Annotated in this window: 25 protein-coding genes; 11 read left to right on the forward strand and 14 right to left on the reverse strand. The window is 70.0% G+C overall.

Annotated elements, in window-relative coordinates:
• Nucleotides 1–261 precede the first annotated feature (261 nt).
• A complete protein-coding gene (locus tag F3J18_RS24285) occupies nucleotides 262–561 on the reverse strand; it encodes a YXWGXW repeat-containing protein (protein ID WP_025101620.1) in 300 nt (99 codons plus the stop codon).
• Nucleotides 562–982: 421 nt separating this feature from the next.
• On the opposite strand from F3J18_RS24285, the gene F3J18_RS24290 reads away from it, so the two are divergent.
• Nucleotides 983–2,104 carry a hypothetical protein gene (locus F3J18_RS24290; RefSeq protein ID WP_166914652.1) on the forward strand — a complete coding sequence of 374 codons (1,122 nt, stop codon included), beginning with the start codon at nucleotides 983–985 and terminating at the stop codon, nucleotides 2,102–2,104.
• A 48-nt stretch (nucleotides 2,105–2,152) separates the two neighbouring features.
• Here F3J18_RS24290 and F3J18_RS24295 read toward each other — a convergent pair whose 3' ends face one another.
• Nucleotides 2,153–2,947, reverse strand: coding sequence for a polysaccharide lyase family 7 protein (locus F3J18_RS24295; protein WP_047839437.1), 795 nt, complete (start codon nucleotides 2,945–2,947; stop codon nucleotides 2,153–2,155).
• A gap of 435 nt (nucleotides 2,948–3,382) precedes the next feature.
• Between F3J18_RS24295 and F3J18_RS24300 the strand changes: the two genes are divergently transcribed.
• The 3 genes from F3J18_RS24300 to F3J18_RS24310 all read left to right on the forward strand — a co-directional run bounded on the left by F3J18_RS24300 (nucleotide 3,383) and on the right by F3J18_RS24310 (nucleotide 5,493).
• Nucleotides 3,383–4,300, forward strand: coding sequence for a LysR family transcriptional regulator (locus F3J18_RS24300; protein ID WP_096751862.1), 918 nt, complete (start codon nucleotides 3,383–3,385; stop codon nucleotides 4,298–4,300).
• A 69-nt stretch (nucleotides 4,301–4,369) separates the two neighbouring features.
• Entirely contained in the window at nucleotides 4,370–4,825 is a 456-nt protein-coding gene (locus F3J18_RS24305) for a GNAT family N-acetyltransferase (protein WP_025101616.1), read from the forward strand.
• Nucleotides 4,825–5,493 carry an NAD(P)H-dependent oxidoreductase gene (locus F3J18_RS24310; RefSeq protein WP_166914654.1) on the forward strand — a complete coding sequence of 223 codons (669 nt, stop codon included), beginning with the start codon at nucleotides 4,825–4,827 and terminating at the stop codon, nucleotides 5,491–5,493. Before F3J18_RS24305 ends, F3J18_RS24310 begins: the two co-directional genes overlap by 1 nt.
• A gap of 26 nt (nucleotides 5,494–5,519) precedes the next feature.
• Here F3J18_RS24310 and F3J18_RS24315 read toward each other — a convergent pair whose 3' ends face one another.
• Nucleotides 5,520–6,992 carry a PLP-dependent aminotransferase family protein gene (locus F3J18_RS24315; protein ID WP_166914656.1) on the reverse strand — a complete coding sequence of 491 codons (1,473 nt, stop codon included), beginning with the start codon at nucleotides 6,990–6,992 and terminating at the stop codon, nucleotides 5,520–5,522.
• A gap of 275 nt (nucleotides 6,993–7,267) precedes the next feature.
• Between F3J18_RS24315 and F3J18_RS24320 the strand changes: the two genes are divergently transcribed.
• Nucleotides 7,268–8,479 (forward strand): NAD(P)/FAD-dependent oxidoreductase, encoded by a 1,212-nt coding sequence (locus F3J18_RS24320; RefSeq protein WP_166914658.1) that lies wholly within the window; start codon nucleotides 7,268–7,270, stop codon nucleotides 8,477–8,479.
• 134 nt (nucleotides 8,480–8,613) lie between these two features.
• On the opposite strand, the gene F3J18_RS24325 is transcribed toward F3J18_RS24320, so the two are convergent.
• On the reverse strand, nucleotides 8,614–9,147 hold the full coding sequence (locus F3J18_RS24325) for an Rrf2 family transcriptional regulator (protein ID WP_013691333.1): 534 nt from the start codon (nucleotides 9,145–9,147) through the stop codon (nucleotides 8,614–8,616).
• A gap of 501 nt (nucleotides 9,148–9,648) precedes the next feature.
• Here F3J18_RS24325 and F3J18_RS24330 point away from each other — a divergent pair.
• Nucleotides 9,649–10,800: a GGDEF domain-containing protein gene (locus tag F3J18_RS24330; RefSeq protein ID WP_166914660.1), complete on the forward strand. Its 1,152-nt coding sequence runs from the start codon at nucleotides 9,649–9,651 to the stop codon at nucleotides 10,798–10,800.
• Between the two features lie 247 nt (nucleotides 10,801–11,047).
• On the opposite strand, the gene F3J18_RS24335 is transcribed toward F3J18_RS24330, so the two are convergent.
• On the reverse strand, nucleotides 11,048–11,281 hold the full coding sequence (locus F3J18_RS24335) for a hypothetical protein (protein ID WP_025101610.1): 234 nt from the start codon (nucleotides 11,279–11,281) through the stop codon (nucleotides 11,048–11,050).
• 234 nt (nucleotides 11,282–11,515) lie between these two features.
• Between F3J18_RS24335 and F3J18_RS24340 the strand changes: the two genes are divergently transcribed.
• Entirely contained in the window at nucleotides 11,516–12,292 is a 777-nt protein-coding gene (locus F3J18_RS24340) for an SDR family oxidoreductase (protein ID WP_025101609.1), read from the forward strand.
• A gap of 296 nt (nucleotides 12,293–12,588) precedes the next feature.
• The gene (locus tag F3J18_RS24345) at nucleotides 12,589–12,924 is read left to right on the forward strand and encodes a hypothetical protein (RefSeq protein WP_036035842.1); all 336 of its coding nucleotides are present in this window, start codon (nucleotides 12,589–12,591) and stop codon (nucleotides 12,922–12,924) included.
• A 434-nt stretch (nucleotides 12,925–13,358) separates the two neighbouring features.
• Here the strand turns inward: F3J18_RS24345 and F3J18_RS24350 are convergent, their stop codons facing one another.
• The 7 genes from F3J18_RS24350 to F3J18_RS24380 form a co-directional block, all read right to left on the reverse strand.
• On the reverse strand, nucleotides 13,359–14,219 hold the full coding sequence (locus tag F3J18_RS24350; protein WP_166914662.1) for a TonB C-terminal domain-containing protein: 861 nt from the start codon (nucleotides 14,217–14,219) through the stop codon (nucleotides 13,359–13,361).
• 134 nt (nucleotides 14,220–14,353) lie between these two features.
• Nucleotides 14,354–15,397 carry a lysozyme inhibitor LprI family protein gene (locus F3J18_RS24355; protein ID WP_025101083.1) on the reverse strand — a complete coding sequence of 348 codons (1,044 nt, stop codon included), beginning with the start codon at nucleotides 15,395–15,397 and terminating at the stop codon, nucleotides 14,354–14,356.
• A 113-nt stretch (nucleotides 15,398–15,510) separates the two neighbouring features.
• The gene (gene bamA, locus F3J18_RS24360) at nucleotides 15,511–17,826 is read right to left on the reverse strand and encodes an outer membrane protein assembly factor BamA (RefSeq protein ID WP_025101082.1); all 2,316 of its coding nucleotides are present in this window, start codon (nucleotides 17,824–17,826) and stop codon (nucleotides 15,511–15,513) included.
• A 76-nt stretch (nucleotides 17,827–17,902) separates the two neighbouring features.
• Nucleotides 17,903–18,304, reverse strand: coding sequence for a hypothetical protein (locus F3J18_RS24365; RefSeq protein WP_025101081.1), 402 nt, complete (start codon nucleotides 18,302–18,304; stop codon nucleotides 17,903–17,905).
• Nucleotides 18,305–18,692: 388 nt separating this feature from the next.
• Nucleotides 18,693–19,226, reverse strand: a complete 534-nt coding sequence (locus tag F3J18_RS24370) for a DUF4142 domain-containing protein (protein ID WP_166914663.1) — start codon at nucleotides 19,224–19,226, stop codon at nucleotides 18,693–18,695.
• 100 nt (nucleotides 19,227–19,326) lie between these two features.
• Nucleotides 19,327–20,181, reverse strand: a complete 855-nt coding sequence (locus tag F3J18_RS24375; RefSeq protein ID WP_166914665.1) for a lysozyme inhibitor LprI family protein — start codon at nucleotides 20,179–20,181, stop codon at nucleotides 19,327–19,329.
• A gap of 80 nt (nucleotides 20,182–20,261) precedes the next feature.
• On the reverse strand, nucleotides 20,262–21,203 hold the full coding sequence (locus F3J18_RS24380) for a LysR family transcriptional regulator (RefSeq protein ID WP_036035852.1): 942 nt from the start codon (nucleotides 21,201–21,203) through the stop codon (nucleotides 20,262–20,264).
• Between the two features lie 139 nt (nucleotides 21,204–21,342).
• On the opposite strand from F3J18_RS24380, the gene F3J18_RS24385 reads away from it, so the two are divergent.
• The 3 genes from F3J18_RS24385 to F3J18_RS24395 all read left to right on the forward strand — a co-directional run bounded on the left by F3J18_RS24385 (nucleotide 21,343) and on the right by F3J18_RS24395 (nucleotide 24,679).
• Nucleotides 21,343–22,641 carry an MFS transporter gene (locus tag F3J18_RS24385; protein ID WP_166914667.1) on the forward strand — a complete coding sequence of 433 codons (1,299 nt, stop codon included), beginning with the start codon at nucleotides 21,343–21,345 and terminating at the stop codon, nucleotides 22,639–22,641.
• A 64-nt stretch (nucleotides 22,642–22,705) separates the two neighbouring features.
• Nucleotides 22,706–23,629 carry an amidohydrolase family protein gene (locus tag F3J18_RS24390; RefSeq protein WP_166914669.1) on the forward strand — a complete coding sequence of 308 codons (924 nt, stop codon included), beginning with the start codon at nucleotides 22,706–22,708 and terminating at the stop codon, nucleotides 23,627–23,629.
• A 132-nt stretch (nucleotides 23,630–23,761) separates the two neighbouring features.
• Entirely contained in the window at nucleotides 23,762–24,679 is a 918-nt protein-coding gene (locus F3J18_RS24395) for a DMT family transporter (protein WP_166914671.1), read from the forward strand.
• Between the two features lie 16 nt (nucleotides 24,680–24,695).
• On the opposite strand, the gene F3J18_RS24400 is transcribed toward F3J18_RS24395, so the two are convergent.
• Nucleotides 24,696–24,914 (reverse strand): hypothetical protein, encoded by a 219-nt coding sequence (locus F3J18_RS24400; RefSeq protein WP_025101074.1) that lies wholly within the window; start codon nucleotides 24,912–24,914, stop codon nucleotides 24,696–24,698.
• Nucleotides 24,915–24,952: 38 nt separating this feature from the next.
• On the reverse strand, nucleotides 24,953–26,239 hold a 1,287-nt coding region (locus tag F3J18_RS24405; RefSeq protein ID WP_240156432.1), incomplete at its 5' end, for an FAD-binding oxidoreductase.

Here is a 26,239-nt window from a genome sequence, read left to right on the forward strand (position 1 = left end):
GCGACGGGCGGCGGGGCGGGCGCGGCAGCGCGGGCATCGTGACGGCGGGTCCGCTCATGACGAACGGGCGGCACCGCGCCGGCCCCGGCGAAGGGGCCGCGCGCGGCACGCGCGATCAATATACGACGACGGCGGCCGGGCGCACATGGACCGGCCGCGCGGGCACCACCACGCAGGCGGACAGCAGGCTGGCGGCGAGCGCGAGAACGACGAGCAGTTTCATTGGCTAGGACTCCCTGACGATTGGATGGACAGGGACGCTCAGGCCCAATGGCCCGGCACCCAGTGCCAGTTCGGGCCGTGCGCGACCCAGTGGCCGGGTACCCAGTGGTAGCCGACGCGTACCGGCTGCCAGTGGCCCGGCACCCAGACATAGCCACCGTGATCCCAGCGCCAGCGGCCGTGATCCCAGACGTAGCCGGTGCGCGGGGCCGGCACCACCTCGACGCGCGGCGGCGGCGGGGCGATCGGCGCGACGATCACGGCCTGCGCGAAGGCGCTGGTGGCGAGCGTGAGGCAGAGGGCGGCGGCGAGGCGCGCCGGATGGAACAGACGTGTCATTTGGTTTTTCTCCCTGGGTTGCGAGGCGCAGATTCGCGCCGTCCAGGGTTAAACGGGGCGGCGGGGAAAATCCGTCGCTGCCGGCGGGCGCGAGCGTTCGGCGCCGGTGCGAAATCGTCGGAAGATGGCGCGCCGAGCCGGTGGCCGGCATGCCCGGCGGCCCCGTGACGACACGCTGCCGCCGTCGCGTAAAGCCTTGATGCGCAAGCGTTTCGGGACGATCCGTGGCGGTCTTGCCAGCGCGCAGGCGAGCCGCCTATTGGTCGGACCGGTCCGAAATATCTGGTAACATCCGCGCGCTGTGCGAGCCCTCCCAGCGGCGCCTCGAAGCGCCTTGCCTCGACCTGTCCACCCATCTGCCCCGCCCATGATCGCCGCTTGCCCGACTCGCCCGAACCGCCCGTTTGCGTCCACGCCGGCCATGCCGCCGCGGGCCGTTTCGCGTCCGGCTCGCCTGGCGGCCTGGGCCGCGGCGGCGCGGCGCGCGGCTTCGTATGCGCTGCTCGGCGCCGCCTCGCTGCTGCTGGGCGCCTGCAACCGGCACGACGCGAACCAGGCGGCTGCCTCGGGCGCGTCGAGTGCGTCGTCGGCCGTGCCGGCCGCGGCTTCGATGCCGGCTTCGGCCGCCGCGCTCGCTTCGGGCGCGCTGGCCGCTTCGGATTCGTCGGGCACCGCGGCCTCGTTCTCGCAGGGCCTCAAGCGCGGCGACCTGATGCGCCTGGTATTCCCCAACTGGCATGAAGGCAACGATCCCGCCGCGCAGGCGGTCGAGGTCCCGCTGCCCGAGCGCGACGATTCGGGGCGGATCCGGCGCACCGCCGGCAGCGCGTCGGCGAAGACGGTAGCGAGCCGCATCGAGATCACGCCGCGCGAGGTGATCCGGCTCGACGACACGCATGCGGTGATGCTGACCGAAGGCGTGGGCATCGACGACACCGGCGTGCGCGACGACGGCTACGCGGCCGGCGCCTGGCTCGGCGCCTATTTCTTCCGGCGCGATGCCTCGGGCTGGATGCTGGACAAGCGCGTGGACGGCGTCGACTATCTCGGCGTGGCCGGCTCCCTGGGCGACACCAGCGTGACGCGGATCGGCGCCGGCGAGTTCGGCCTGATCGTCACGGGCGGCGGATGCTGGCAGGGTTTCTGCGGGACCTGGGCTTCGGTTTACGGCGTCGCGCCGGGCCGCATCGCGACCTACGCGAGCACGGTGCCGGTGGACGGCAACAACCTCGGCGCGAGCGGCGATTGCGAGGCCACGCTGAAGGCGGCGAGCCCGGCGCACGGCACGGCCGCCAGCGAAACCGACGTGGTGGTGTCGAACGATGCGAGTTCGCCGCCGGCCTGCTTCGAGGTCGACGGCAAGCTCTCGCTCGTCGCCGCCGAGGACGGCACGAGCGAGATGCAGATCCACTTCGACGGCGCCGAGACGATCGCCTCGGGCGACGACGGCGGCCTGCGCCTGATCCACCAGACCGCCGTCTACCGGCTGCGCGACGGCAAGTACGTGCTGTCCTCGGGCCACAACCCGGTGCCGGCGTTCTGAACCCGGCGCCCGTCACGCCTCGCGCGTGCCGGGCGCGGACCGCATGGCTCAGCTGTGCGTGAGCGTCAGCGCGTAGAACTTCACCACCGTGCCCGGCGTGGTCAGCGGCGTGCCCGAGGTGGCCGACTGATCGTAGTTGCCCGCCTTGAAGTAGAAGCTCTCGCCGTTGAAGCTCGAGTCCATCGTGAAGGACTTCGAAGTACCGTTCACCTTCACGCCCACCGTGGTGCCCGACAGGCTCATCTCGTAGGTGAAGGACTGGCCGATCGTCACGGTCGCGATCTGGTAGGTATGCGATTGGCCGCCCTGGTTGGTGTCCTCGAGCAGCAACTGCACCTTGCCGGCGGAGGTCACCTGCAGCTCGCAGAGCGGCTTGCTCGGCCCGGTGCCCTGGAAGATCTGCGCCACGGCGGTGGTCTTCGGCACCTGCACCACGGTCAGCGTGGCGTTGAGCCGGTTGGTGCCCGAGGTCGGCCAGATCTTCGCCTCGCGCAACTCGGTGCGCGGGTGCTGCGAGCCCGAGGTGGTCCAGCCGCGCGTCGGGTCCATCATCACCATCGCGCCGTCCGACTTGTCCGTATAGAAATAGAACTGGTTGGTGAAGCCGGCCGCGAGGCTGTCGCCGTTCACCTGGGTGACGCTGCCCGAGGCGCCGATCGGCAACTGCAGGGTCCAGGGCTTGAGGTTGAAGTTCGATCCGGGCGGCACCGAGGGATTCAGCTTGGCCGCCGCGACGACGGCCGCGTCGTCGGCGAGGATCTCGGTCGAGGCGGCGAGGGCATACGCGGAACCCAGGCTGGCGCCCAGCGCCAGTACCGCGCCGATCACGATGTTCTTTTGCATCTCCGTATCTCCTTTGCTCATCTTCGATGGAATTGAAATGGCGGCGGGCAAAATGATCTATTTCGGAATGGTTGTTGTATTTTGATTTTGTTATCGGCGCGCATTGCGATTTTCGGCAATGCGCGCCGTGATGCCGGTTTGCAGAGTTGATGTTATTGGGTGATTCGATAAATAAGGAACGACTTGCTGCGAACTGCGGGGAACGACACGAACACGGCTCTCGAAACGCCTTGCTGCACCGCGCAACGCGGGCGGCGCGGCCGGAATGGCTAATGAAAATGTCTGATTTTTATAATCGGGGTTTTCACGGAATCCGATCCGGTATATCAACCGGTTAAACCGCGCCGCCGATCTGAATCGCAGCCTACCGCTATCGATATTCAATGTAAAACGATAGAATTCTATGGGTCATATGGACGGAATCGATACCCGGCGATGCTGCGCGAATTGAAGACATTCCTGGCGGTGGCCAAGCACGGCACCTTCTCGGCGGCGGCGGCGCGCATCGGCATCACGCAGTCGGCGGTCAGCTCGCAGATCCAGCGCGTCGAGGAGCAGCTCGGCGTGGCGCTGTTCGATCGTTCCGGGCGCACGCCGCACCTGACCAAGGCCGGGCAGGAGGCGCTGGTGCTGGCCGCCGAGATGATGGCCCTGCATGCGCGCCTGCTGCGCGAGCCCAGCGTGGCCGAGAACACCGGCACGCTGCGCATCGGCGCGGTGGCCTCGGCGCAGGGGCGCCTGATCGCGGGGCCGGTCACGCTGTTTCGCGAGGCCTTCCCGGCCTGGCGCGTGGAGATCGTCACCGGCGGCGGCCTGGCCCTGGTCAGCCAGATCGATGCGGGCGAGATCGACCTGGCCGTGATGAGCCGCCCCAACTTCACCCTGCCCGAGGCGATCGAATGGCGGCGCATCGCGCTCGAGCCGTTCGTGCTGCTGGCGCCCGAACGCATCGAGGCCGATTCGTGGCGCGAGGCGATCGGGCAGGCGCCCTTCATTCGCTGCGCGCGTCATACCTTCGCCGGGCAGCTCGTCGACCAGTTCCTCGCGCGCGAGGGCATTCGCGTCGACGACGCGATCGAGGTGGTCGATTTCCACTGCATCGCCCAGCTCGTGTCGAGCGGCGCCGGCCTCGCGCTGGTGCCGCGCAATGTCGACGAGCGGCTGTGGCCGGGCGGCGTGAAGGCCTTCGGCCTGGGCGATCGCACCTTCCACCGCGAGCTCGGCATCGTGCAGAAGCCGCGTCATGGCCGGCACCCGGTGATCCAGAAGTTCGTCGACGAGATCGACCGCGCGCTGGCGGCCGCCTGCGATCCCGATGCCGGCTCGCCGCCGCCGATGGCCCGGTCGTCTTGACGATTCATGGCTCTATGGCGGGCGCGCGCGCGGCGCTATCGTGGCGCATGACTGATCGATGGAGCCCGCATGAGCCCTGATATTGCATTCCGGCATCTCGACACGCCGGCCGAACTGAGCACGGCCTTCACGCTGATGCGCGTGCTGCGCCCGCACCTGGCCGACGCGGATGCCTTCGTCGCGCAACTCGAACGGCAGCGCGGCGAGACCTATCGCCTGCTGGCCGCCTTCGACGGCGAACGACTGCTGGGCCTGGCCGGCTATCGTCACCAGACCAACCTGCTGTATGGACGTTTCGTCTATGTCGACGACCTGGTGGTCGATCCCGAGCGGCAGGGCCATCGCGTCGGCGCGCGCCTGCTCGATGCCGTGCGCGGCATCGCGCGCGACAGCGGCTGCGCGCGTTTCGTGCTCGATACCGGCCTGCACATGGCGCTCGCGCAGCGCTTCTATTTCCGCAACGGCCTGCTCGCGCGCGGCCTGCATTTCGTCGAACCGTTGAACCTGGCCAGGGAGGCTGCCTGATGAACGTGCTGCTGCTGAATGCGAGCCCGCATCGCGAGGCCAGCCATGGCTATCGGCTCGCGCGCGAGGCGGTCGACGTGTTGCGTTATCGCGAGACGGCCGCGGGCCGCGAATTCCTGCTGATCGAGCGCGACCTGGTGGCGGCGCCCTTGCCGCCGGTCGGCAGCACCTATGCGAAGGCGGTCACTTCGCGCGACGCCGATTCCGCGGCCTTCGCGCTGTCGGAAACGCTGATCGGCGAGATCGAGGCCACCGATTGCCTGCTCATCAACACGCCGATGCACAACTTCACGGTGCCGGCCGCGCTGAAGCTGTGGATCGACTACGTGCTGCGCATTAACCGCACGTTCCGTTCGACGCCCGAGGGCAAGGTCGGCCTGATGCGCGATCGGCCGAGCTTCGTGATCGTCGGTTCGGGCGGCGTGCATAGCGGGCCGAATGCACGGCAGCCCGATTTCCTCACGCCTTACCTGCGCTACGCGCTGGGCTCGATCGGCCTGCACGACCTGCGTTTCTTCCTGCTGCAGGGGCTGGTGATGGGCGACGCGGTGGTGCAGGCGGAGCTGGCGCGCGAACGCGCCGCGCTGCGCCGCTGCGTGCCCTTCTGCGCGGCGCCGCCGGCCGAGGCGGCCAGGCCCGCGAGCCTCGGCGAGGCGACGGACGCCTGAGCGGAGCGCGCCGTGTGCGCGTTCGTTCAGCGCTCGTAGATCGCCAGCAGCAATCGCGCCAGGCCGCGTGCCTCGTCGCGGCTCGCCACGTTGGCGAAGCCGAGCACGAAGCCGCGTCGCGCCGGCTTGGCGCGTCCATTCGCATACCACTCCGACAGCGCGCTGATGCCGAGCCCGGCTTCGCGCGCCTGCGCCGCGAAGACGAGATCGTCGAGCTCGGCCGACGCCTCGAAGCCCACCGCGAGGTGCATGCCGCCGGCCGGCAGCTCGACCCGCAGGCGCGCGCCGAAGGCCTCGCGCAGCGCCTCGGCCATGAACTCGCGCCGCTCGGCATACAGCGCGCGCATGCGCTTCAGGTGGCGCGCGAAATGTCCTTGCGCGATGAAGTCGGCCACGCCCGCCTGCAATAGATAGGGCGAGCCCGCGTTCATGCTCTGGCAGATCCGCCGCATGCGCGCGATGGCGCGCTCGGGCACCACTACGTAGGCGAGCCGCAGGCCCGGCACCATCACCTTGCTGAAGGTGCCGCAATAGATCACGCGATCGTGGCGGTCGAGGCTCTTCAGCGCCGGCAGCGGGCGGCCCGTGTAGCGGAATTCGCTGTCGTAGTCGTCCTCGATGATCCAGCTTCCCGAGCGCGAGGCCCAGTCGAGCAGGGCGATGCGGCGCGCCAGCGAAAGCGTCACGCCGAGCGGGCTCTGGTGCGAGGGCGTGACCACCGCGAAGCGCGCTTGCGGATCGAGCGCGATGCCGCGCTCCACGTCGAGTCCTTCCGCATCCACCGGCACCGGCACCAGCGAGACGCCCGCATCCACCTGGAAGCGCCGCGCCAGCAGGTAGCCGGGATCCTCGTACCAGACGCGATCGCCCGGCGAGGCGAGCGCGCGCAGCACCAGCTCGAGCGTGGCGCGATAGCCGCTGGTGACGAACACCTGCTCGGGCGTGCAGGCCACCCCGCGCGACACGCCGAGATAGCTGGCGATCTTCTCGCGCAGCGGCGCATGGCCGAGCGGCGCCGGGTAGGCGAGCGCGGCCGGCTCGGCGCGCCGCAGGCGATAGGCGACCAGGCGATTCCAGACCTTGCGCGGGAAGGCGTCGAGCGCGGGCAGGCCCGGCTGCAGCGGCAGCGGGGCGCCGCCATGCTCGCGGAACGCATCGATTGCGGCCGGTGCCGCCGCCGGCTTGTCCCGTGCCGGCGCCTTCGCGCCGCGCGCGGCCTGGCGCAAGGCGGCCGGCGGCAGCGAGGGCGACACATAGGTGCCGGCCGCGCCGCGCACCTGCAGATAACCCTCGTCGACCAGGATCCGGTAGGCCATCTCGACCGTGCCGCGTGCCGTGTTCAGCTCGGTGGCCAGGCCGCGCACGGCCGGCACGCGATCGCCGGGCCGCAGATGACCGGCGCCGATCGCGTGCTTGAAGCGCTCGCAGATCTGCAGATAGACCGGCAGGCGCAGGCCGCGGTCGATGTCGAGTTTCAGGTCGCGGTCGCGTTGGCTCATCGGCGGCGGGAGGGCATGGGTCTGGTCTTCGAGGGCGCCGGCTGATCAGGAAAACTGAGCGTCCGGCGCTGGAGGACGGGTTTCAATCATGAAACTTGGATAAGTCGAGTCGCACATAAGATACGAGATCGATCGCCATCGCGCAAGCTGGAAATCGAGACGATTTGTTGCGGATTCCACACTTGCATCCAAGAACTGCGACAAATAGAATCCGAGTTATTCGAGGTGCGGCGAGCGTGCCGCCCGAAACCGCGACCTGTCCAGGAGAGAGAAAAGTGTCGAAACGCATTCTTGTCATCGGCGCCGGCTTTGCCGGCATGTGGAGCGCGCTGGCGTCGGCGCGCTTGCTCGATCAGCTCGGCCGCGACGACGTCGAGATCGCCCTGGTGGCGCCGGCGCCCGAGCTGCATGTGCGCCCGCGCCTCTACGAGGCGGACCCGGGCGCGATGAAGGCGCCGCTGCAGGCCTTGTTCGATGCCGTTGGCGTGCGCTTCGTTGCCGGCTACGTGGACACCATCGACGTGGCGAACCGCAAGGTCGCGGTGATCGGCACCCAGGCCGGCGCGGCGCGCCAGGAGATCGGCTACGACCGCCTGGTGCTGGCGGCCGGCAGCCGGCTGTTCCGGCCCGCGATCGAGGGGCTCGACGCGCACGCGTTCAACGTCGACCAGCTCGAGGCGGCCGTGAAGCTGGACGCGCACCTGAAGACGCTCGGCCAGTTGCCGGCCGGCGCCGCGCGCGCCACGGTGGTGATCGCGGGCGCCGGTTTCACCGGCATCGAGACCGCCGCCGAAATGCCGGCGCGCCTGCGCGAGACGCTGGGTGCCGATGCCGAGGTGCGGGTGATCCTGGTCGATCGCAACGACGAACTCGGCCCCGACCTGGGCCCGGGCCCGCGCCCCGTCATCACGCAGGCACTGGGCGAACTCGGCGTGAGCTGGAAGCTCGGCTCGGGCGTGGCCGCGGTGGATGCCGGCGGCGTGACGCTGGCCAGCGGTGAGCGGATCGAGGCCGCCACCGTGATCTGGACCGCCGGCGCGCGGGCCAGCGCGTTGACCGCGCAGATTCCCGGCGAGCGCGATGGCTTCGGCCGCCTGTTCGTCGATCGCAACCTGAAGGTGATCGGCGTGGAGGACGTGTTCGCGACGGGCGATTGCGCCTATGCCGCGACCGACGATGCCGGCAATCACGCCAAGATGTCCTGCCAGCACGCCATGAACCTGGGCCGCTCGGCCGGCCACAACGTGGCCGCCGACCTGCTCGGCCAGGCGCCGCTGCCCTACAGCCAGCCGAAGTACGTGACCTGCCTCGACCTCGGGCCGTGGGGCGCCGTCTATACGGAAGGCTGGGACCGCGTGGTGAAGCTGGAGGGCGCGCAGGCGAAGACGCTCAAGCGGCAGATCAACTCGGAGTGGATCTATCCGCCCGCGGCCGATCGTGCCGAGGCGCTGGCGGCGGCCGATCCGCTGCGTATCGTGGTGGCATGAGGTGGTGGCATGAGGTGGTGGCCTGAGGTGCTCGCCTGAGCGAGCGCGGCATCAACGAGAAGGGGCGGCCCGGCGGGCCGCCCCTCTTGTCATGTCGGCAGCCGGCGATGCCGGCTGCGTTCGGCTTGCCTCGTTCAGCCCGCCGCGCCGCGTTCGCGGCGCCGGCTCGCGGCGCGATCCTCGAACCACTTCACCACCTGCGGCCCGAAACTGCGCGGCGCCTTCGATGAGAAGCGCTCAGCAATATCGGCGAGCGACTGCGAGGCCAGCGACTCGCGCATCTTCTTCTCCGCCTGCTGCATCACCGAGTGGATCGCGCAGACGCCGCTGGTCGCCCAGGCCGGCTTGGTCCCTTCGAACACGGCGCAACGCTCGCGCACCTCGCGACATTCGAACAGGGACTTGTCGCCGTCGATCGCGCTGACCACGTCGAGCACCGAGATCTGGTCGGCCGGCCGCGCCAGCGCGAAGCCGCCCTTCGCGCCTTCGGTGGCGATCACCAGCCCCGCCTTGTGCAGCTTGGTGAACAGCTTGGCGAGAAAATCGAGCGGCACGCCCTGCAGCTCGGCGAGGTCGCGCACGCTCGCCTCGCGCATGCCGGAGGCCGGCTCGGCCAGGTAGAGCAGGCAATGCAGCCCGTATTCGACGCCTGTACTGATGTGTGCCATTGCCACTCCGACTTGAATAATCGGAGTTAGGGTAGCGTGCTTCGGGAGCCTGTGCAACCGGTGCACTGCACGACGTGCCATGCACCGGAAGAGCCCGGTGCGCAAGTGAAAGATTGATAAAGTTTTCAAGCTCGATACATTTCGGCGCGAATCCCCCCCTACAATCACAGCGAGTCGGTCGCCGTCATGGCGACGTGGTATCGGGCAGGCAGGCGAGCGGCACTAGGCCTGGCTGTCCATGCCCGACCGAGCGGGCGCGCGATGCCAGTCGTGCCGCCCGGCGCGGCGGCTCCGGATCGATCTGTACCTATGCATCTCGCATGCGGACGATCCGTCGACAACAGAGTGAGAGATTGACATGGATGTCCGGGGCGCTTTAACCATCCTGCCGGCCGCTGGCCGGCTCGAGCATCGCAGTTCGTATCGAGGGCGGCGAACCGCCTTCAGGCATGACGGCCAGTCTGCCGACCCTCACCGCCGGGCAGGACCGCTGACCCGCGCATGACCGAATCCTCTCCCTGCCTCATCATGCTCGGCGCCTCGATCGCGCTGGCTGCACTCGTCCTGCTGGTCTCCTTGCTGCGCGCCGCCTTGCCCGGCCTGCGCGAATGGAGCGCCGCCGCCGCGCTGGCTGCGATCGCATCCTGGCTGTCCTGGCCGGGCGCGCTGGCCGGCGCGCCGGCCAGCTTCGTCGCGGCCGCCTCGCTGGCCTGTTTCCTGGCCGGTTGCCTGCGCTTCGGCGGGCGGCGGCCGTCCTGGGCCTTGCTCGGCGGCGCGCTGGCGGTGCTCGGCCTGGTCTTGGCGGCCAGCCAGTTCACGCGCCACGGCGGCATGCTCGGCAGCTTGGCGGCGAGCATCTATGCCCTTGCGTTCGGTGTCCTGATCGCGCTCGGCATGGTGCGTCGGCCGGCATCGGGCACCGCCGCCTGGTCGTCGCGCGGGGTGGCGGCGCTGGCCTTGCTGGTCGGCTTCGGCTCCTGCGCCCAGGCGGCCGTGCCGGTGTTTCCCCTGCTGGCCGCGGCGTCGCCGCTGGGCGGCATCGCGCTGGCACTGCTGCCGCTGGCCGCCGTGCTGCTGGCGCAGGATGCGCTGCTGACGCGCCCCGCCGGCCCGGCTCACGGCGATCCGCTGACGGGCCTGCCGGAGCGCGACCGTTTCGAGGCGCTGGTGCGCGAGCGGCTGGCGCGCCAGCGCGGCGGCCGTCCCGTCGCGCTGCTGCTGATCGAACTCGATCATCTCGAACGGGCCAACCAGGTCGCGGGCCGCGACGGCGGCGATGCCTTGCTGCGCGACTTCGCCCAGCTCGCCTCGGCGCAACTGCGCGCCGAGACCGTGCTCGGCCGGCTCGGCGGCGAAACCTTCGGGGTGTTGCTGCCGGGGACCTCGGCACGCGACGCCTGGCAGGCCGGCGAGCGCCTGCGCGTCGCGGCGGCCGCGCGCGCGGTGATGACGCCGGGCGGCGAATACCGCTACACGATCAGCGGCGGCATCGCCTCGGCCGAGGGCGGCGACACCTTCGAGCGTCTCTACGTGCGGGCCGATCTCGCGCTCTACGAGGCCAAGCAGGCAGGCCACGACGCGATCCGCCTCGCGCATTCGGCGCTGGCCGGCCAAGGCGCGAGCGCCGTGCCGGGCGAGGGCGGGCGTCGCTGAGTCCAGGCGCGTCATGCCCCGGCCGTCCGGTCGGTCGGCGAATGAAGCCGGCGAATGGCGTGGCAGCAACGGGAATGGAAAGCGGGGCGGGGAGGGCGCCGGATCGTCTCGCGCGACGCTGCCGCGTCGGGAGCCGAACCGGTGAGGCGCGACGCGGGACACGTCGCGCGGAACTGCATGACCGTCGAGGGCCGCGGCGGCTTCCGGCTCCGGCGAGCCGGTCAGGATGCGAGCGGCGCGCGCCGGCTCACTGCTTCTTGTGCCACTCCTCGATCATGTCCTTGGCGAGTTGCTCGACCATGCTCATCACCATCAGCACGTCGATCTTCAGCCGCGATACCGTGCCCTCGACGGGCGGCAGCTTCGCGTCGCGATAGCTGTCGTCGACGGGGTCGATCTTCGCGCTGTAGCGCCACTGCATGCCGGTATCGTCCGGCGAGACGTCCGTGGTCACGCGAAACCCACGATAGTCGATAGACATAACTCCTCCTGGTTCCCTGCGATGTGCAAGCGTATCGAAAGCCCGCGGCGCAAGCCGGCAGCGGCTTGCGCCATGCTAGCACCTTCGCGGTGCGCCCGCCGTCCCGGGCGGGCGGCCCACCGCCGGTCGCGCCTTGCACCCACGCGCGGCCGGACTTGCCTACACTGGCGCTGAGCGGCGCGTGCCGTCCCGGCCGCGCCGCCCTCGTTCGCGACAGCCACAGGAGACTTCAGGATGGAATCGACAGCAAGCACCGCGGCCGCGCCGCGCATCGCACTCGTGACGGGTGCCGGCAGCGGGATCGGCCGCGCCGCGGCCAGGCGGCTGCTGGCCGACGGCTTCACGGTGGTGGCCGCGGGGCGGCGCGCCGAGCCGCTGGCCGCCTTCGTGGACGAGGCCAGGGCCGACGGCCGCGAAGCGCTCGCGGTGACGGTCGACGTGCGCGACGCGGCCAGCGTCGACGCGCTCTACGCGACCATCGAGCGGACCTACGGCCGCCTCGACCTGCTGTTCAACAATGCCGGCGTAAACGCCCCGGCGGTGCCGATGGACGAGCTGAGCGTCGAGCAGTGGCGCGACGTGATCGACACCAACGTGACCGGCGTATTCCTCTGCGCGCGCGGCGCCTTCGCGCTGATGCGCCGGCAGAGCCCGCGCGGCGGCCGCATCATCAACAACGGCTCGATCTCGGCACACACGCCGCGCCCCTTCACCTCGCCCTACACGGCCAGCAAGCACGCGGTGCTCGGCCTGACCAAGAGCATCGCGCTGGACGGCCGCCAGTTCGGCATCGTCGGCTGCCAGATCGACATCGGCAACGCGCTGACCGAACTCTCCGAGCGGATGCAGCGCGGCGTGCTGCAGGCCAACGGCAGCATCGCCACCGAGCCGATGTTCGACGTCGCGCACGTGGCCGACGCGGTCGGCTACATGGCGAGCCTGCCGCTCACGGCGAACGTGCTGAACATGACGGTGATGGCCAGCCAGATGCCCTTCGTCGGCCGCGGCTAGGCCCGCCCGATATCACCTGCCTCGGCGAGGCCCCGTCGGCCTCGCCGGAACCTCGCCGATGCCACGTAATACCGGAACAATCGCCTGATTGTCTCCTGACAGGAATCAAATAATGGGAAATAGTCGCGAATGCGGCGGTATCGATTTGCGATTAATCCCGATTCCGAATTTATGATTTAGAATCGCCGGCGCGCGCGATGCGAACGACGCCATTCGGCATTTCACGGGGATATGAGCTCACTCGCTGGCGCTAAACCGAGCATTTTGTCGGGCACAATTAGAACATCGAGGCCAACGTGAAATTCATCAAATGGCTGATCGTCGATACGATCAGGGATCTTCGCTTGAAAAGATTGAAGGCGGATTTCGACCGGCATTGTCCGAACGAGCGGATGACGGGCAGCATCGACGGTTATTGCGGGATCGGCATGATGATCGGCCGCAGCGTCGGCAGCGAGGTGGAGGCGGCCGACGGCAGCGCCAGGCTGCTCGACGTGTACACCAGCAGCCTGGTGGCCGAGCTGGCCCGGCATCGCGAGTACGCGCGGCGCGCCTACCGGATCGGCGTCGACAGCGTGCAGGACGGCGAGCGGCGCCATCGTTTCGCGAGCGCGCGGCAACTGCGCCGCTGAGCGGAAAAAGATCCGCGCCGTGCGGCGCGGATCGTCAAGGCACTGGATAATGCCGCCGGAATACGGGCCAGCGGTATTTCCATGCGACGTATGGATAACGTCGCCGCGGAATAATCGCATGAACGGCCTGAAAAAACCATCGCCGATCGTAAATTCCAGTGCCCGGCCATTAATGAATGTCGACTCCCTGCCGTTAATGCGAGATGCCGGGCTTGATTATTTTTTGGCAAGCGTTTGCGCAAACGCTTGCGCTGGTTTTAGTGGAGCCCATCCTCGAACTGTCAAAGATGGATAATTCGGTGCGATGCGCCCGGCGCATGCGGAAGCGCTTGTTTGCGCATGCAACCGGATGATGGCGATCGCGCTCCGGAGCCTCGACTGTTGCGGGCCGGGAAGCAATCGGTCGGCGTGCAGGCGCGCCCTGGCGCGCTCGTTCAGGGCGCCGAGGGCGGGCGCGGCACCGGCAGGTTGGCGCTGCGCCGGGCCAGCGCGTCGGTCTGGATCGAGATCAGCAGCCAGTCGCGCTGCGGCTGCGGAATGCTCAGCACCGCGTGCTCCATGGTGCGCATGTTGCTGCACCAGATCTCCGGCGTGACGGCGGCCGGGTCGGCCACCGCGGCGGCCAGCGAGCGCGCCGCGTCCGGATCGCCCTTGAGCCGTTCGGCGATCGCCGCCGACAGCGCGTTGCGTCCCTGCTCGCGTTGCGGCTCGTTGACGGTGGCCAGCGGCGTCTGCTGCGCCGAGCGCTTCAGCGATTCGTAGGTGATCCGGAAGTAGTCGTCGATGTCCTGGTCGGACAGCCTGGCCAGCGATAGGTAGCGCACGATCACGGCGCTCATGCTCTTCTCGCCGCCGCAATCGGGCGGCGCCGCGTCCAGCACGCGCGCGCCGATCGAGATGAAGGTCGAGCGGTCCGACTGCGAGACGCGCAGCGACCCCTCGCTGAAGAACTCGGGGCGCCGCTCGGCGAGCGAGCGGCCGGCCTGGCCGTCGTCGCCCATGCCGAAGGCGCGCACGATGTCGGGATCGGTCAGCATCTTCTCGCGCCAGCGCGCGATGATGGCCGCCTTCGGCGAATCGGGCTCGATGCCGTATTGCGCGACGAAGGCGTCGGACTTGGCGCGTTCGAGCGTGAGCGGGGCGGCGCCCGACAGCGGCGTGGCCGGCGTGGACGCGGCCGCGCCGGGCGGCCGCGACGGCGCGCAGGCCGCCAGCGTCAGCAGCAAGGTGGCGAGGGCGGCAACAGTGGCGCGGCGCGGGTGGCGGCGGGCGGCGAACCGGTCGGGAATCGGCATGGCCATATCGTGAGAGGCGGTGCCTGCCAATCTAGCATGCCGGCCCCCGTCACGACGGTTCGCGGCTTGGCGCGCTGCGCGCGAGGCGCCATGGCGGGCATGCGAGCGAAGCGTCATCCCGGGCTCGTTTCGCCTCAGGGCATCATCCGGACCGTGACGGGCTCGCCGGGGCAGGTCTCGGCGTTGGCCGCGGCGATCGTCTTGGGCAGCCGCTGCTTGTCGGCGGCGACATTGGTGTAGTAGCGCAGCTGCGCCGGCGCCGAGGCCGCGCCCGCTTCCCAGACCCCGGCCCAGAGGTGCCCCTGAGCGTCGCTCATCAATACGGACTTGGTATCGCAGGCGATGCCCTGCACGAACATCCCGACCACGCGCGCGCCGTTGCCGTCGAGATTGTCGGCCTGCGTGTCGACCACGCTGGCCGTCGCCACCATGGTCCGGTAGTCGCGCCCGAGCAGCTTGCGCAGCGCCGCGTCCTGCGCGGGGCTGCGTGCCACGCCGAGCGAGAGCAGGCTCGGCTCGGCGTTCGGGTCCCGCGCGGCAGCGACGTAATCGCCGCCATAGGAGACGCCCACGCCGGCGCCGCAGGCGAAGGCATCGCCCTGCTGCTCGACCGTGAGCCGGTTCAGCACGCGCCGGAAGGTCAGCACGCAGCCCTTGGTATCCATCTTCGCGTCGCCGACATAGCTGGCCGTGTCGGGCGCCAGGAAGCGCGCCGTCTCGGACAGCGCGCCGGTATTCGCGCCGGCCACCGCATCGAAGCTGAACGAGAACTGCCGGTCGTTGACGTGCGTGATGTCGAGCTGCGCGCCGTCGTGGCCGCCCGCGTCGACGCGCTGCCAGCGCGCGCCCCAGTGGAACGGCGTGCGCGCATGGCGCAGCACCACGATGCGGTCGGCGTAGAGGTTGCGCAGGCAGGCGTCGTCGCCGCAGCCGTCGCGCAGCGCCAGCCAGGCGCGCTGGTCCGCGCGCCAGTCGGGCGAGGCCGGCACTTGCGCGTAGAGCGCCTGCAGCGTCTCGTCCTGCTTCGACAGTTGCGCATCGGCGCAGATGCGCTGCTCGGTCGGCGAGCTCGCCTTCGCGCAGTCGAAGCCCGCCGCCTGCGCGGCGCTGGAGAGGATGGCGAGCGTGGCGATCAGCAGCTTGCCGATCGACGCGGCCCGGTCAGTCGAGGTGTTCATACGTCTCCGTGATGTAGGCGGCGCAGGCCGGCGCCGCGGATCCTTGCGCGGACCGCCGGATATCCTACGCGAAGCGGCGCGCGCACGGGAGACGGATCGGGACGATCGTTTCCTTAAAACGACGTACCGATCTGGAACTGGAACTTCTGGTACTGGTCGCCGGTGTGCTTGACGACCGGGAAGCCGAGGTCGATCTTGAGCGGGCCGATCGGCGAGATCCATTCGAGCCCGGCGCCGTAGCTGTAGCGCAGCCCGTTGGCGCCGATGCTGTTGCCTTCCGAGCCCCACACGTTGCCGCCGTCGACGAAGGTGAACACGCGCAGCGTGCGGTCGTAGCCGGTGCCGGGCAGCGGCACGGTCAGCTCGATATTGCCGACCAGCATCTTCGAGCCGCCGATCGGGTCGTTGGTGGTGGCGTCGCGCGGGCCGAGCGAACTCGATTCGTAGCCGCGCACCGAGCCGATCCCGCCCGCGTAGTAGTTCTTGAAGATCGGGTAGGGCTTGCCTTCCAGGCCCTTGCCGTAGCCGCCCTGGAAGTTCAGGCCGAGGATGAAGCCGCGCGCGAACGAGTAGTAGTACTGCGCTTGCAGGTCGCTCTTCACGTAGGTGGTGGCCGCGATCGGCGTGCCGTACTCGGCGTTCGCCTGCAGGAAGTAGCCGCGGCTCGGGATCAGCGTGCTGTCGCGGTTGTCGCGCGACCAGCCCACCGTGGCCGGCACGTTGTTCGAGACGCGGCCGAACGAGTTCACGTAGTCGATATAGCTCTGCGGCGTGGTCGAGTCCACGTCGAGCCGGTTCTGCTCGAGGCCGATGCCGAAGAACACCGTGTCGGTTTCCGAGAACGGGATGCCGAACTTCATCGAGGCGCCGTAGGTGATCACGCGGAAGCTGGTGTCGGTGGTGCTCGAGTAGTAGAGCGGCTCGCTGGTGCGGTAGTAGACGTCGGTGATGCGCCGGATGCCGTCGATCGTGAAGTACGGGTCCACCTGCTCGACCGCCAGCGTGCGATAGGTGGTGGCCGTGTTGACCGTCACCGAGAGGCTGGTGCCCGAGCCGAACACGTTGTCCTGCGAGACGCTGGCCGAGATGATCGGGCCTTCGCCGGAGCCGTAGCCCACGCCCAGCGAGATCGAGCCGGTCGGCTTCTCGGTCACCTTCACGTTGACGTCGACCTGGTCGGTGGTGCCTTCCACCGGCACCGTCGAGATGTCGACGTCGGTGAAGTAGCCGAGCCGGTTGATGCGGTCCTTCGACAGCGCGAGGCGCCCCGAATCGAACCAGGCGCTTTCCATCTGGCGCATCTCGCGGCGCACCACCTCGTCGCGCGTGCGCGAGTTGCCGGTGATGTTGATGTGCCGCACATAGACGCGATGGCCCGGATCGACCACCAGCGTCAGGCCCACCTTGTGCGTGACCTGGTCGATCTCGGGCTGGGCATTGACTGTCGCGAACGCGTAGCCGTATTCGCCGAGCTTGTCGACCACCGCCTTGGTGGTGGCCTGCAGCTTGGCGGCCGAGAAGCGCTCGCCGGCCTTGATCTTCACCAGCTTCTGCAGCTCGGCCTGGCGATCCAGCAGGTTGCCCGCGAGCTGGACCTTGGAGATCGTGTAGGGCTGGCCCTCATGCACCGTGATGGTCAGGTACATGTCCTTCTTGTCGGGCGAGATCGACACCTGGGTCGAGTCGAAATTGAACTCGAGGTAGCCGCGGTCGAGGTAGTACGAGCGCACGTTCTCCAGGTCGCCCGTGAGCTTCTCCTTCGAGTACAGGTCGTTCTTGGTGTACCAGGAGAACCAGTTCGGCGTCGACAGCTGCATCTCGTCGAGCAGGGTGCTGGTCTTGAAGGTGTGGTTGCCGATGAAGTTGACCTGGCGGATCTTCGCGCTCGGGCCTTCGGCCACCGAGAACAGGATCGACACGCGGTTCGCGTCCACCGGCGTGATGTTGGTGGTGACCTCGGCCGCGTAGTAGCCGCGCGTGAGGTACTGGCGCTTGAGCTCCTGCTCGGCCTTGTCCACCAGCGACTTGTCGTAGTAGCGGCCGCGCGCCAGGCCGACCGAGGTCAGTGCCTTGGTCAGGTTGTCCTTGTCGAATTCCTTGATGCCGCTGAAGTCGATCGACGAGATCGCCGGGCGCTCCTGCACCTGCACGATCACCACCGTGCCCTCGGTGGCCACCTTCACGTCGTTGAAGAAGCCCGTCGCGTAGAGCTTGCGGATCGCTTCGGAGGCCAGGTCGTCGTTGTAGGTGTCGCCCTGCTTCATCGGCAGGTAGGCGAACACCGAGCCGGGCTCGATGCGTTGCAGGCCCTCGATCCGGATGTCGGAGATGGTGAACGGATCGGCCGCGCAGGCGGTGACGGACGTCACGCCAAGGCCGGCGAACGTCAGGTAGCGCAGGCGGCGTGACGACAGGGAGCGTGCATTCATGCGGATGAGGAAGAGGCGGAGGAGCCGGGAATAGCGGGTTCGCGACCGAGGACGCGGGCTTGTCGAGGACGCGGGTTTATTGCAGCGAGCCGGCCGCGCGCGGCAGCGCCGCGGCGGGGCCACTCGCCAGCGCCAGCACGTCGGCCATCTGGCCGGCCAGCGCGCGGCCGACCTGGAACGACAGCTCGGCGCCGCCGGGCAGGCGGAACGACAGGATCAGGTCCGGCGCGCCACCGGCGTCGCGTCCCACCGTCCAGGCCTCGCAGGGCATCACGAACTTGACGCCGCGCTGCTTGTGGCGGATGCGCTCGGACGAGCCGATCGCGTTCGACAGCGCCGCCAGCAGTTCATGCATCACCGAGCAGTGCAGGGCGATGCGATCGGGCTGGTTGCTGTTGAGCATCAGGTACTGCCCGTCTTCGGTCAGCTCGAAGCCGTGCAGCGCATCGATCGAATAGGAAGCCTGGGGCGGTGCCATCGTCGCGATCCGGTGGGAAAACGGAAGCGAGTATCGCGTTGCGCGTGAGTCGACGGGTTACCTGCCGTTTACTGCATGTTTCTTTCCGGCTGCTGACGGGATCGAGGCAGAGGAAGGAGGGCGCGGCGCCGGCATCGATTGCTTGCGCCGGGCTCGTCGTGCAAGGGATGGGGCGCTCGCGCGGAAGCCGCGCGAGCCGGCGGATGGATGAGCGGCGCGCGCCGCATTTCGGCTTGCTGCATGGGCGAGCGGGAGCCGGCGCGCGTCGTTCGCGAAGGCCAATCGTTCGGAAAGCGAAAGGATCGTCGGCCTTCTCGAAACGGCATGTTTCCCGATTCTTGCGGCGCGTTACCGCTGGCGGGGCGAGGGCCGCGACGCGCGCGGGGAATCAGCCGTTTTCCGGCGGCAGCGCGTGCAGGGCGCCCTGGTGGCGCTTCACGATCCGCACCGTCTCGGCCGCGAAGGCGCGCAGGCCGGGATCGCCGCCGTCGCGCGCCTCCTTGGCGAAGGCGGCGCCGTCGGCCGCGTGGATGGTCTTCATCTCGGCGATGAAGGCATCGTCGAAGGCGGGGCCCGACAGGCCGCGCAGCTTGTCGAGGCGCTGCGTGAAGGCCGCGTTCAGTTGCGTATCGACCTCGATGCCGGCCGCGCCCGCGGCGGCCAGCAGCTTGGCGCCCACCAGTTGGTGGTCGTGTGCCTCGGTGCTGCCGAGATCGACGATGTCCTGCCGCGCGCCTTGCCGGGCCGCGACCTTGCCGGCCTCGACCTCGAACATGCCGCCTTGCGAGACCATCGCGACGAAGGCGCGGTCGGCGTCGGACGTCGCGCCGCCGGCCGCATGCGCGGCGAGCGGGGCGAGGCTTGACGTCAGCAGCGCGACGGCGGCGCTGCAACACAGGGAAACCAGGGAACGACGATGCATGGATGACCTCTACTCGTGACGGTTCGGGGAGCTTCGGCGCCCGGACGAAGGCCGGGGCCGTCACGAGACAACACGGCTTTCGTCTGTTTTATTCCCGCCCTCAACGCGGCGGATACGCAGCATCCCCCAGGCATGCCGCCAGCCACCCCTCGTCGATCTCCCCGACATCGGCATCGAGCAGGGGCGCCGCAGGCACCGGCGGCGCTTCGTTGCGGGTCGCCTCGGCGTCGAGTTGCGCCGGCCAGCGCGCCGCGGTGCCCTTGGCATCGTCATCCGGACAGGCCTGCCCGGCTTCGCCGCCGCCGATCGAGCAACTCGCCACGGCCGTCAGCCTGCCGTTGACCACGCGCCCGACCTCGCGCCGTTCGGAAACGCTGCCGCTGGCCCAATCCTGGTTGACCGAGCAGACGCGGTCATGATGCTGGAAACGCTGCGTGCCGAAGCAGCCGTAGCTATAGCTGCCTGCTTGGGGGAGGAAATCGCAGGATGTCTGGTAGCCGGCGAACGGGCCGCCTGTATAGCGTGCCTCGAAGGCGCGTTGCGCCAGCGCGATCTCGACCAGGCGCCGCTGATAGGGGTTGTGCATGCCTGCCTGCGAGAGCACGCGCGTGCGGTCCCGGATCGCCTTCAGCACGATCTCGCGCCGCGTGGCTTCGTCGGGCGGGCCCTGGCCGTCGTCGACGGCATCGAGATGGCCGAGCTGCGCATCGCGGCGCAGCAGCCAGCGCCGCTGGCCGGCCACCAGCATCGCGCGGATCCCTTCGTCGCCGGCGGCCTTCAGCGTGGCCGCGTAGGCGGCGCCCATCGCCGCGTCCGCAGCCTGCAGCCGCCGGTCCGCGCAGATCGTCCGCTCGATCGGGCTGGCCGCCTTGCGGCAGTCGATGGCATGCGCGGCCGGCGCCGCGAGCAGCGCGGCGGCGAGCAGGGCGAGGGCGCGCGGGGAAGGACATGGCATGACCTGATCTCCTGGTTGTCTGTTTCTTGTTTCAGCCGATGTCGCATCGGCACTGCACGACATCGACATCGACATCGGCATCACCCTGCACGGCGCCGCGCAGGCTGCGCCTTGCCGCCCGCGGCCGGCTTGCCGGCATCGCGATCGAGCAGCGCCGCGAAGCGATCGGCCAGCGTCGGCCGCGAACGGTTCGGCCACACCGCGCTCAGCTCGAAGAAGGGCAGCGCATCGCCGTCGCGCACCTCGCACACGCGCACGCCCGAGAAGCGCAGCGCCTGCACCGAAGCCGGCAGCAGCGAGGCGCCGCAACCGGCCGCGACGCAGGCGAGCACCGTCAGCGAGCGGTTCGCGTCCTGCACGATATTGGCCTCGCAGCCGGCCTTGCGGAACGCGCTGAGGATACCGGCGCGCACCACCGGCAACTGCCCTTGCGGGAACCACACCAGGCCGATGCGCGCCAAGTCGGCCAGCGCGAGCCGGCCGTCGGCGCCGAGCGCGTGCGTCTCGTGCACCACCGCGTGCAGCCTCTCGCGCGCGATCAGCTTCTCGTGCATGCGCCCGCGCACCACCACCGGCGTATGCAGCAGGCCGATGTCGATCTCGCCCGATTCCAGCGCGGCGGCCTGCTCGGCATTGCTCATCTCGCGCAGCGCCAGCTCCACGTTCGGCACCTCGGCGCGCAGCGCCGCGATCGCGCGCGGCAGCACCTCGAACAGCGCCGCCGAGACGAAGCCGATCGCCAGCCGCCCGCCGCGTTGCGCGCCGATATCGCGTGCGCGCGCCTCGGCGGCCTCGATGCGCGCCACGCTCAGGCGGATGTCGTCGACGATCGCCTCGCCGGCGGCGGTCAGCGCCGCCCCGCGCCGCGTGCGCGAGAACAGCTTGACGCCGAGTTCGCGCTCGAGCCGCGTGATGGCCTGGCTCAGCGCCGGCTGCGCCAGGCCCAGCCGCTCGGCCGCGCCGGTCACGCTGCCGGCGTCGGCCACGGCCAGGAAATACTTGAGGATACGAGCGGATTCCATAACGCGATGCAATGAAAGATCAACGTTTCCATAGTATGCGAGCCAGGCGCATCCCGCCAGAATGCGTGCTATCAATCAATTGCCGCCGGCGCATCAGCCGGCGCGCCGCGCGCCAGGCTGCGCGCAAGAGGAGACGATCATGCGCTGGTACCGGGACATCACCCCCGTCGAGAAACGAACCCTGTGGGGCTGCTTCGCGGGCTGGGCGATCGACGCCGCCGACACGCAGATCTTCTCGCTGGTGATCCCCACCTTGCTGACGGTCTGGGGCATCTCCAAGGCGCAGGCCGGGCTGATCGGCGGCGCCACGCTGGTGGCCGGCGCGCTGGGCGGGCTGCTGGCCGGCGTGTTGTCGGATCGCGTCGGCCGTGTGCGCGCGCTGCAGATCACCGTGATCTGGTTCTCGCTGTTCACCTTCCTGAGCGCCTTCGCGCAGAACTTCGAGCAATTGCTGGCGCTGAAGGCGCTGCAGGGCATCGGCTTCGGCGGCGAATGGACCGCCGGCGCGGTGCTGCTCAGCGAGACCATCAACGCGAAGCATCGCGGCAAGGCGATGGGTATCGTGCAGAGCGCCTGGGGCTTCGGCTGGGGCGGCGCGGTGCTGGTCTACACGGCGATCTTCTCGCTGGTGCCGCAGGATTGGGCCTGGCGCCTGCTGTTCGCGGTCGGCCTGCTGCCGGCGCTGCTGGTGCTCTACCTGCGCCGCAACGTGGTGGAGCCGCCGCGCGAGCCGCTGCCGGTCGACGCGAACGGCGAGCGCCAGGGCGTGCTGGCGATGGCCGCCGGCATCTTCGCGCCCTCGGTGCTGCGCACCACGGCGGTCGGCGGCCTGATCGGCCTGGGCGCGCACGGCGGCTACTACGCGATCACCACCTGGCTGCCCACCTACCTGAAGACCGAGCGCCACCTGTCGGTGCTCGGCACCGGCGGCTATCTGGCCGTGGTGATCGTCGCCTTCATCGTCGGCTGCTTCGTCAGCGCCTGGTTGCAGGACCGCATCGGCCGGCGCTGGACCGTGATCGTGTTCGCGATCGGCTGCGCGGTGATGGTCAATCTCTATACCTTCCTGCCGATCGGCGACACCACCATGCTGGTGCTGAGCTTCCCGCTCGGGCTGGTCTCGGCCGGCATCCCGGCCACCCTCGGCGCGCTGTTCAACGAACTCTACCCGCAAGGCGTGCGCGGCACCGGCGTGGGCTTCTGCTACAACTTCGGGCGCATCGTCTCGGCCGGCTTCCCGGTGCTGATCGGCCATATGAGCAGCTCAATGTCGCTGGGCACGGCGCTCGGCATCGACGCCGGCATCGCCTACGGGCTGGTGGTGATCGCCGCGCTGATGCTGCCCGAGACGCGCGGCCGCCGGATCGCGGTGCCGCTCGCCGCGAACCAGCCGGGCCGCGCCGACGACGGCCGCGCGCCGAGCGCGTCGCGCGGCTGAGCGGCATGGTCGAAGCGCGCCGCCGGCTCTTCCTTCTTCCCCGATGTCTCCCGTCCTTTCCATCATGAGCACCACGCTTGACGATCGCGCGATGCATGCCGAGTCGGGCCTGAGCGCCGCCGGCGCGGCCTGGCTGGCGGCCGCCGCGCCCGCCGTGGCCGGCATCGACAGCCATGCCCACCTGTTCGTGCGCGGCCTGCCGCTGGCCGCGCAGAGGCGCCACGCGCCCGACTACGACGCGACGCTCGATGCCTATGTGGCGCATCTGTCGGCGCATGGGCTTTCGCAAGGCGTGCTGGTGCAGCCGAGCTTCCTCGGCACCGACAACGGCTGGCTGGCCGCCGTCGCGCGTCGTTATCCGCAGCGTTTTCGCGGCGTGGCCGTGGTCGATCCCGCGATCGACGAGGCGCAACTGGCGGCGCTCGCGGCCAGCGGCGTCGTCGGCGCGCGGCTGAACCTGATCGGGCTGCCGCTACCCGACCTGGAGCAGGGGCCGTGGCCGCGTTTCCTCGCGAGGCTGAACGCGCTGGGCTGGCACATCGAGATCCATCGCGGCGCGGCCGACCTGCCGGTGCTGCTCGATGCGCTGCTGGCGCAGCGCTGCACCGTGGTGGTCGATCATTTCGGCCGGCCCGATCCGGCCGCCGGCGCGCGCGACCCGGGTTTCCGCGCGCTGCTCCGGCGCGCCGACAGCGGCCGTGTCTGGGTCAAGCTGTCGGCGGCCTATCGCAGCGTGGAGACGCAGACGCGCGCGAATGCCGGCGCGGCGGCCGGCGACGGCGCGGCAGCGGGCACGGTGCTGGCCGCCCACCTGCTGGCCGCCTTCAGCCCGCAGCGGCTGGTCTGGGGCAGCGACTGGCCGCACACGGAGCATCGCCACCTGGTCGACTATCCGTCGGCCGCGCGCGCCTTGCGGCAGTGGGTGCCCGACGAGGCGCAGCGGCGCGCCATCCTGGTCGATTCCGCGCGCGAGCTGTTCCGCTTCTGAACCTGCCGGGCCGGCGATTGTCCGCGCTTCGCGGATTCTGAATCGCCGGCTTCCCGGCTTACCCGCGCATCGACCCCGGCACACAATCGCCCCTCATCGAAGCAGGATGCCTTTCGTGGGGAGCGAGCCAGCATGAGCACCATCCAGACGCAATCACAGGCCCGGTCCGCCGGGTCGCGAGGCACGGCGCGCGCGGCCGGCGCGGTCGCCTTCACGGTGCTCTCGTGGGCGGCCGCGTTTCCGTTCATCCGCATCGGCCTGCACGAACTCTCGCCGATGCAACTGGCGGCGGCGCGTTTCGCGACCGCCGCGGTGCTGGTGCTCGGCTGGCTGGCCTGGCGCCGCCCGCGCCGGCCGACCGCGCGCGATGCGATGGCCTTCGCGCTGTCGGGGCTGCTCGGCATCGCCGGCTACAACGCCTTGCTGAACACCGCCGAGCTGAGCGTCGCGCCCGGCGCGGCCGCCTTCATCATGAGCACCTCGCCGATCGTCACCGCGATCCTCTCGACGCTGTTCCTGCGCGAGAAACTCAATCGCTGGGGCTGGGCCGGCTCGCTGTTCAGCTTCGCCGGCATCGGCCTGATCGCGAGCGGCCAGCCCGGCGGCCTGGCGCTGGGCAGCGGCACCACGCTGATCCTGCTGGCCGCCGCCGGCTCGGCCGTCTACTTCGTGCTGCAGCGCCGCCTGATTCCCGTGTACGGCCCGCTCGCCTGCACGGCCTACACGCTGCTGGCCGGCGCGGTGCTGCTGCTGCCCTGGCTGCCGGGCGCGCTGCGCTCGCTGGCGGCGCCCGGCGCGCTGCACGCGGCCCTGCCGGCGGTGCTGGTGCTGGGCATCTTCCCGGCCGCGCTCGGTTACGCGAGCTGGACCGTCGCGCTGAGCCATTTCGAGCCGGCGCGCGCCACCCACTTCCTCTACCTGGTGCCGGCCGCGGCGATGGGCTTGTCGATCTTCATGACGGGCGAGCGGCCGGGGCTGGCGACCATCGTCGGCGGGCTGATGGCGATCGCCGGCGTGGCCTTCGTCGCCTGGCGCGGGCGCGGTGCCTGAGCGGGCCGGCGCTCGCCTACCGGGGCGCCGTCTCGCGCCAGCCGGCCAGCCTGCGCCATAGCGAGGGTTCGCCGTGCTCGCGCGCGGGCAGCTCGACCAGGTAGGTGGTGCCGCGCACGCTGACCAGCACGCCCGCGTCGGGCAGCGCGAGCGGCGGGCTGCCGTCGCGGGGGTTCAGGTAGGGGCGCGCGGCGGCGCCGCTATCGGCATGCATCGAATTCGGAAGGCGGTGCATCGGGCGGATGTCCTGTCGATGAGAGGAGCGGCTCGCGCTCAGTAGCGCACCCGTCCGAGCAGCCGGAGCGGGTCGAGGGCGCGCTGGACGGTGCCGGCCAGCGCTTGCAGCGGGGCCGGCACGTGCTTGCGATACCAGGCGAGATTGACCGGGCCCACGCCGTGTTCGGCGCTGAAGCAGCCGCCCAGGCGCGCGACGCGTTCGTACAGCGCGCCGCGCAGGGCGATCTGCTGCATCGGCCCGTAGCGCGCGCTCTGCGCCGGCGGAATGGTCACCACCAAATGGCAGCCGCCGTCGCCGAAATGGCCGAAGGCATAGGCATGCAGGTCGGGATGGGCCTCGGCCAGCCAGCCCATCGCCTCCTCCACGAAGGGCGCGAGCTCGCCGCGCGCGAACGAGACGTCGAACGACAGCGGCAGGCCGTCGGCGGCCACCGCCAGCGGCAGCGCGTCGCGCAGCTTCCAGAAGCGCTCGCTGGCCGCGCAGGCCGCGTCGAGCGCGATGCCGTCGCGGCTCAGCGCCTCGAGCGTGTCCAGCGCGCGCGTCTCGAGCAGCGCGTCGAGCCCCGGCATCGCGCTGGCCACCTCGAACAGCGCGAAGCAGGCGGCGCCCTCGGCCGGCAGCGGCGCGCCGATCTGCGGGAAGGCCTCGGTCACGCGCGCCACCGCGCCGGCCGACATGAACTCGAAGGCCGAGAGCAGTTCGCCGAAGGCCTGTTCGAAGGCCAGCAGCGCCCGCGTGGCCGCCTGGTAGGAGGCGAACGCGACGAAGCCGGCGTAGGACGAGCGCTCGAGCGGCGCGAGCGCGAACGAGACCGCGGTGATCAGCCCGTTCGCGCCGCCCGCGCCGACGAACAGCGCGGTCGGGTCGAAGCCGGCATTGCGCTTGCGCAGCGGGGCGAGCGTATCCACCACGCTGGCCTGCGCGTCGGCCAGCACGGCCTCGATGCCGAGCACGTTGCGGCGCACGTCGCCGTACTTGATCAGGCGGCTGCCGCCGGCGTTCGCGCCCACCAGGCCGCCGGCCGACGGGTCGCTGCCGAGGTCGATCGGCAGCGTGAGCCCGTGCTCGTGCGCGGCGCGATTGATCTCGGAGAGCCGCGCGCCGGCCTCGACGGTGATGCTGCGATTGACCGGGTCGAGCGAGCGGATCCGGCGCAGGCGGTCGAGGGCGACCACGCATTGCGCGCCGCTGCGATCGGGCACGGCCGCGCCCACCAGCCCGCTGCGCTCGCCCTGCGGGATCAGCACCACGCCTTGCGCGACGGCCGCCCGCACCAGGGCGCGGGCCTGTTCGGTCGAGGCCGGGCGCGCGATGCCGAGCGC

The sequence above is a fragment of the Burkholderia sp. Ax-1720 genome (genome assembly GCF_011753035.1).
Classification (GTDB): Bacteria; Pseudomonadota; Gammaproteobacteria; order Burkholderiales; family Burkholderiaceae; genus Burkholderia; species Burkholderia gladioli.

Excerpts from the sequence above, each read along its gene's own strand:
- F3J18_RS24300 (WP_096751862.1), top strand. The coding sequence starts at position 3,383 with ATGCTGCGCGAATTGAAGACATTCCTGGCGGTGGCCAAGCACGGCACC.
- F3J18_RS24325 (WP_013691333.1), bottom strand. The coding sequence starts at position 9,147 with ATGGCACACATCAGTACAGGCGTCGAATACGGGCTGCATTGCCTGCTC.
- F3J18_RS24330 (WP_166914660.1), top strand. The coding sequence starts at position 9,649 with ATGACCGAATCCTCTCCCTGCCTCATCATGCTCGGCGCCTCGATCGCG.
- F3J18_RS24365 (WP_025101081.1), bottom strand. The coding sequence starts at position 18,304 with ATGGCACCGCCCCAGGCTTCCTATTCGATCGATGCGCTGCACGGCTTC.
- F3J18_RS24295 (WP_047839437.1), bottom strand. The coding sequence starts at position 2,947 with ATGCAAAAGAACATCGTGATCGGCGCGGTACTGGCGCTGGGCGCCAGC.
- F3J18_RS24315 (WP_166914656.1), bottom strand. The coding sequence starts at position 6,992 with ATGAGCCAACGCGACCGCGACCTGAAACTCGACATCGACCGCGGCCTG.
- F3J18_RS24370 (WP_166914663.1), bottom strand. The coding sequence starts at position 19,226 with ATGCATCGTCGTTCCCTGGTTTCCCTGTGTTGCAGCGCCGCCGTCGCG.
- F3J18_RS24335 (WP_025101610.1), bottom strand. The coding sequence starts at position 11,281 with ATGTCTATCGACTATCGTGGGTTTCGCGTGACCACGGACGTCTCGCCG.
- F3J18_RS24400 (WP_025101074.1), bottom strand. The coding sequence starts at position 24,914 with ATGCACCGCCTTCCGAATTCGATGCATGCCGATAGCGGCGCCGCCGCG.
- F3J18_RS24375 (WP_166914665.1), bottom strand. The coding sequence starts at position 20,181 with ATGCCATGTCCTTCCCCGCGCGCCCTCGCCCTGCTCGCCGCCGCGCTG.
- F3J18_RS24380 (WP_036035852.1), bottom strand. The coding sequence starts at position 21,203 with ATGGAATCCGCTCGTATCCTCAAGTATTTCCTGGCCGTGGCCGACGCC.
- F3J18_RS24355 (WP_025101083.1), bottom strand. The coding sequence starts at position 15,397 with ATGAACACCTCGACTGACCGGGCCGCGTCGATCGGCAAGCTGCTGATC.
- F3J18_RS24340 (WP_025101609.1), top strand. The coding sequence starts at position 11,516 with ATGGAATCGACAGCAAGCACCGCGGCCGCGCCGCGCATCGCACTCGTG.
- F3J18_RS24290 (WP_166914652.1), top strand. The coding sequence starts at position 983 with ATGCCGCCGCGGGCCGTTTCGCGTCCGGCTCGCCTGGCGGCCTGGGCC.
- F3J18_RS24285 (WP_025101620.1), bottom strand. The coding sequence starts at position 561 with ATGACACGTCTGTTCCATCCGGCGCGCCTCGCCGCCGCCCTCTGCCTC.
- F3J18_RS24385 (WP_166914667.1), top strand. The coding sequence starts at position 21,343 with ATGCGCTGGTACCGGGACATCACCCCCGTCGAGAAACGAACCCTGTGG.
- F3J18_RS24305 (WP_025101616.1), top strand. The coding sequence starts at position 4,370 with ATGAGCCCTGATATTGCATTCCGGCATCTCGACACGCCGGCCGAACTG.
- F3J18_RS24350 (WP_166914662.1), bottom strand. The coding sequence starts at position 14,219 with ATGCCGATTCCCGACCGGTTCGCCGCCCGCCGCCACCCGCGCCGCGCC.
- F3J18_RS24390 (WP_166914669.1), top strand. The coding sequence starts at position 22,706 with ATGAGCACCACGCTTGACGATCGCGCGATGCATGCCGAGTCGGGCCTG.
- bamA (WP_025101082.1), bottom strand. The coding sequence starts at position 17,826 with ATGAATGCACGCTCCCTGTCGTCACGCCGCCTGCGCTACCTGACGTTC.
- F3J18_RS24395 (WP_166914671.1), top strand. The coding sequence starts at position 23,762 with ATGAGCACCATCCAGACGCAATCACAGGCCCGGTCCGCCGGGTCGCGA.
- F3J18_RS24310 (WP_166914654.1), top strand. The coding sequence starts at position 4,825 with ATGAACGTGCTGCTGCTGAATGCGAGCCCGCATCGCGAGGCCAGCCAT.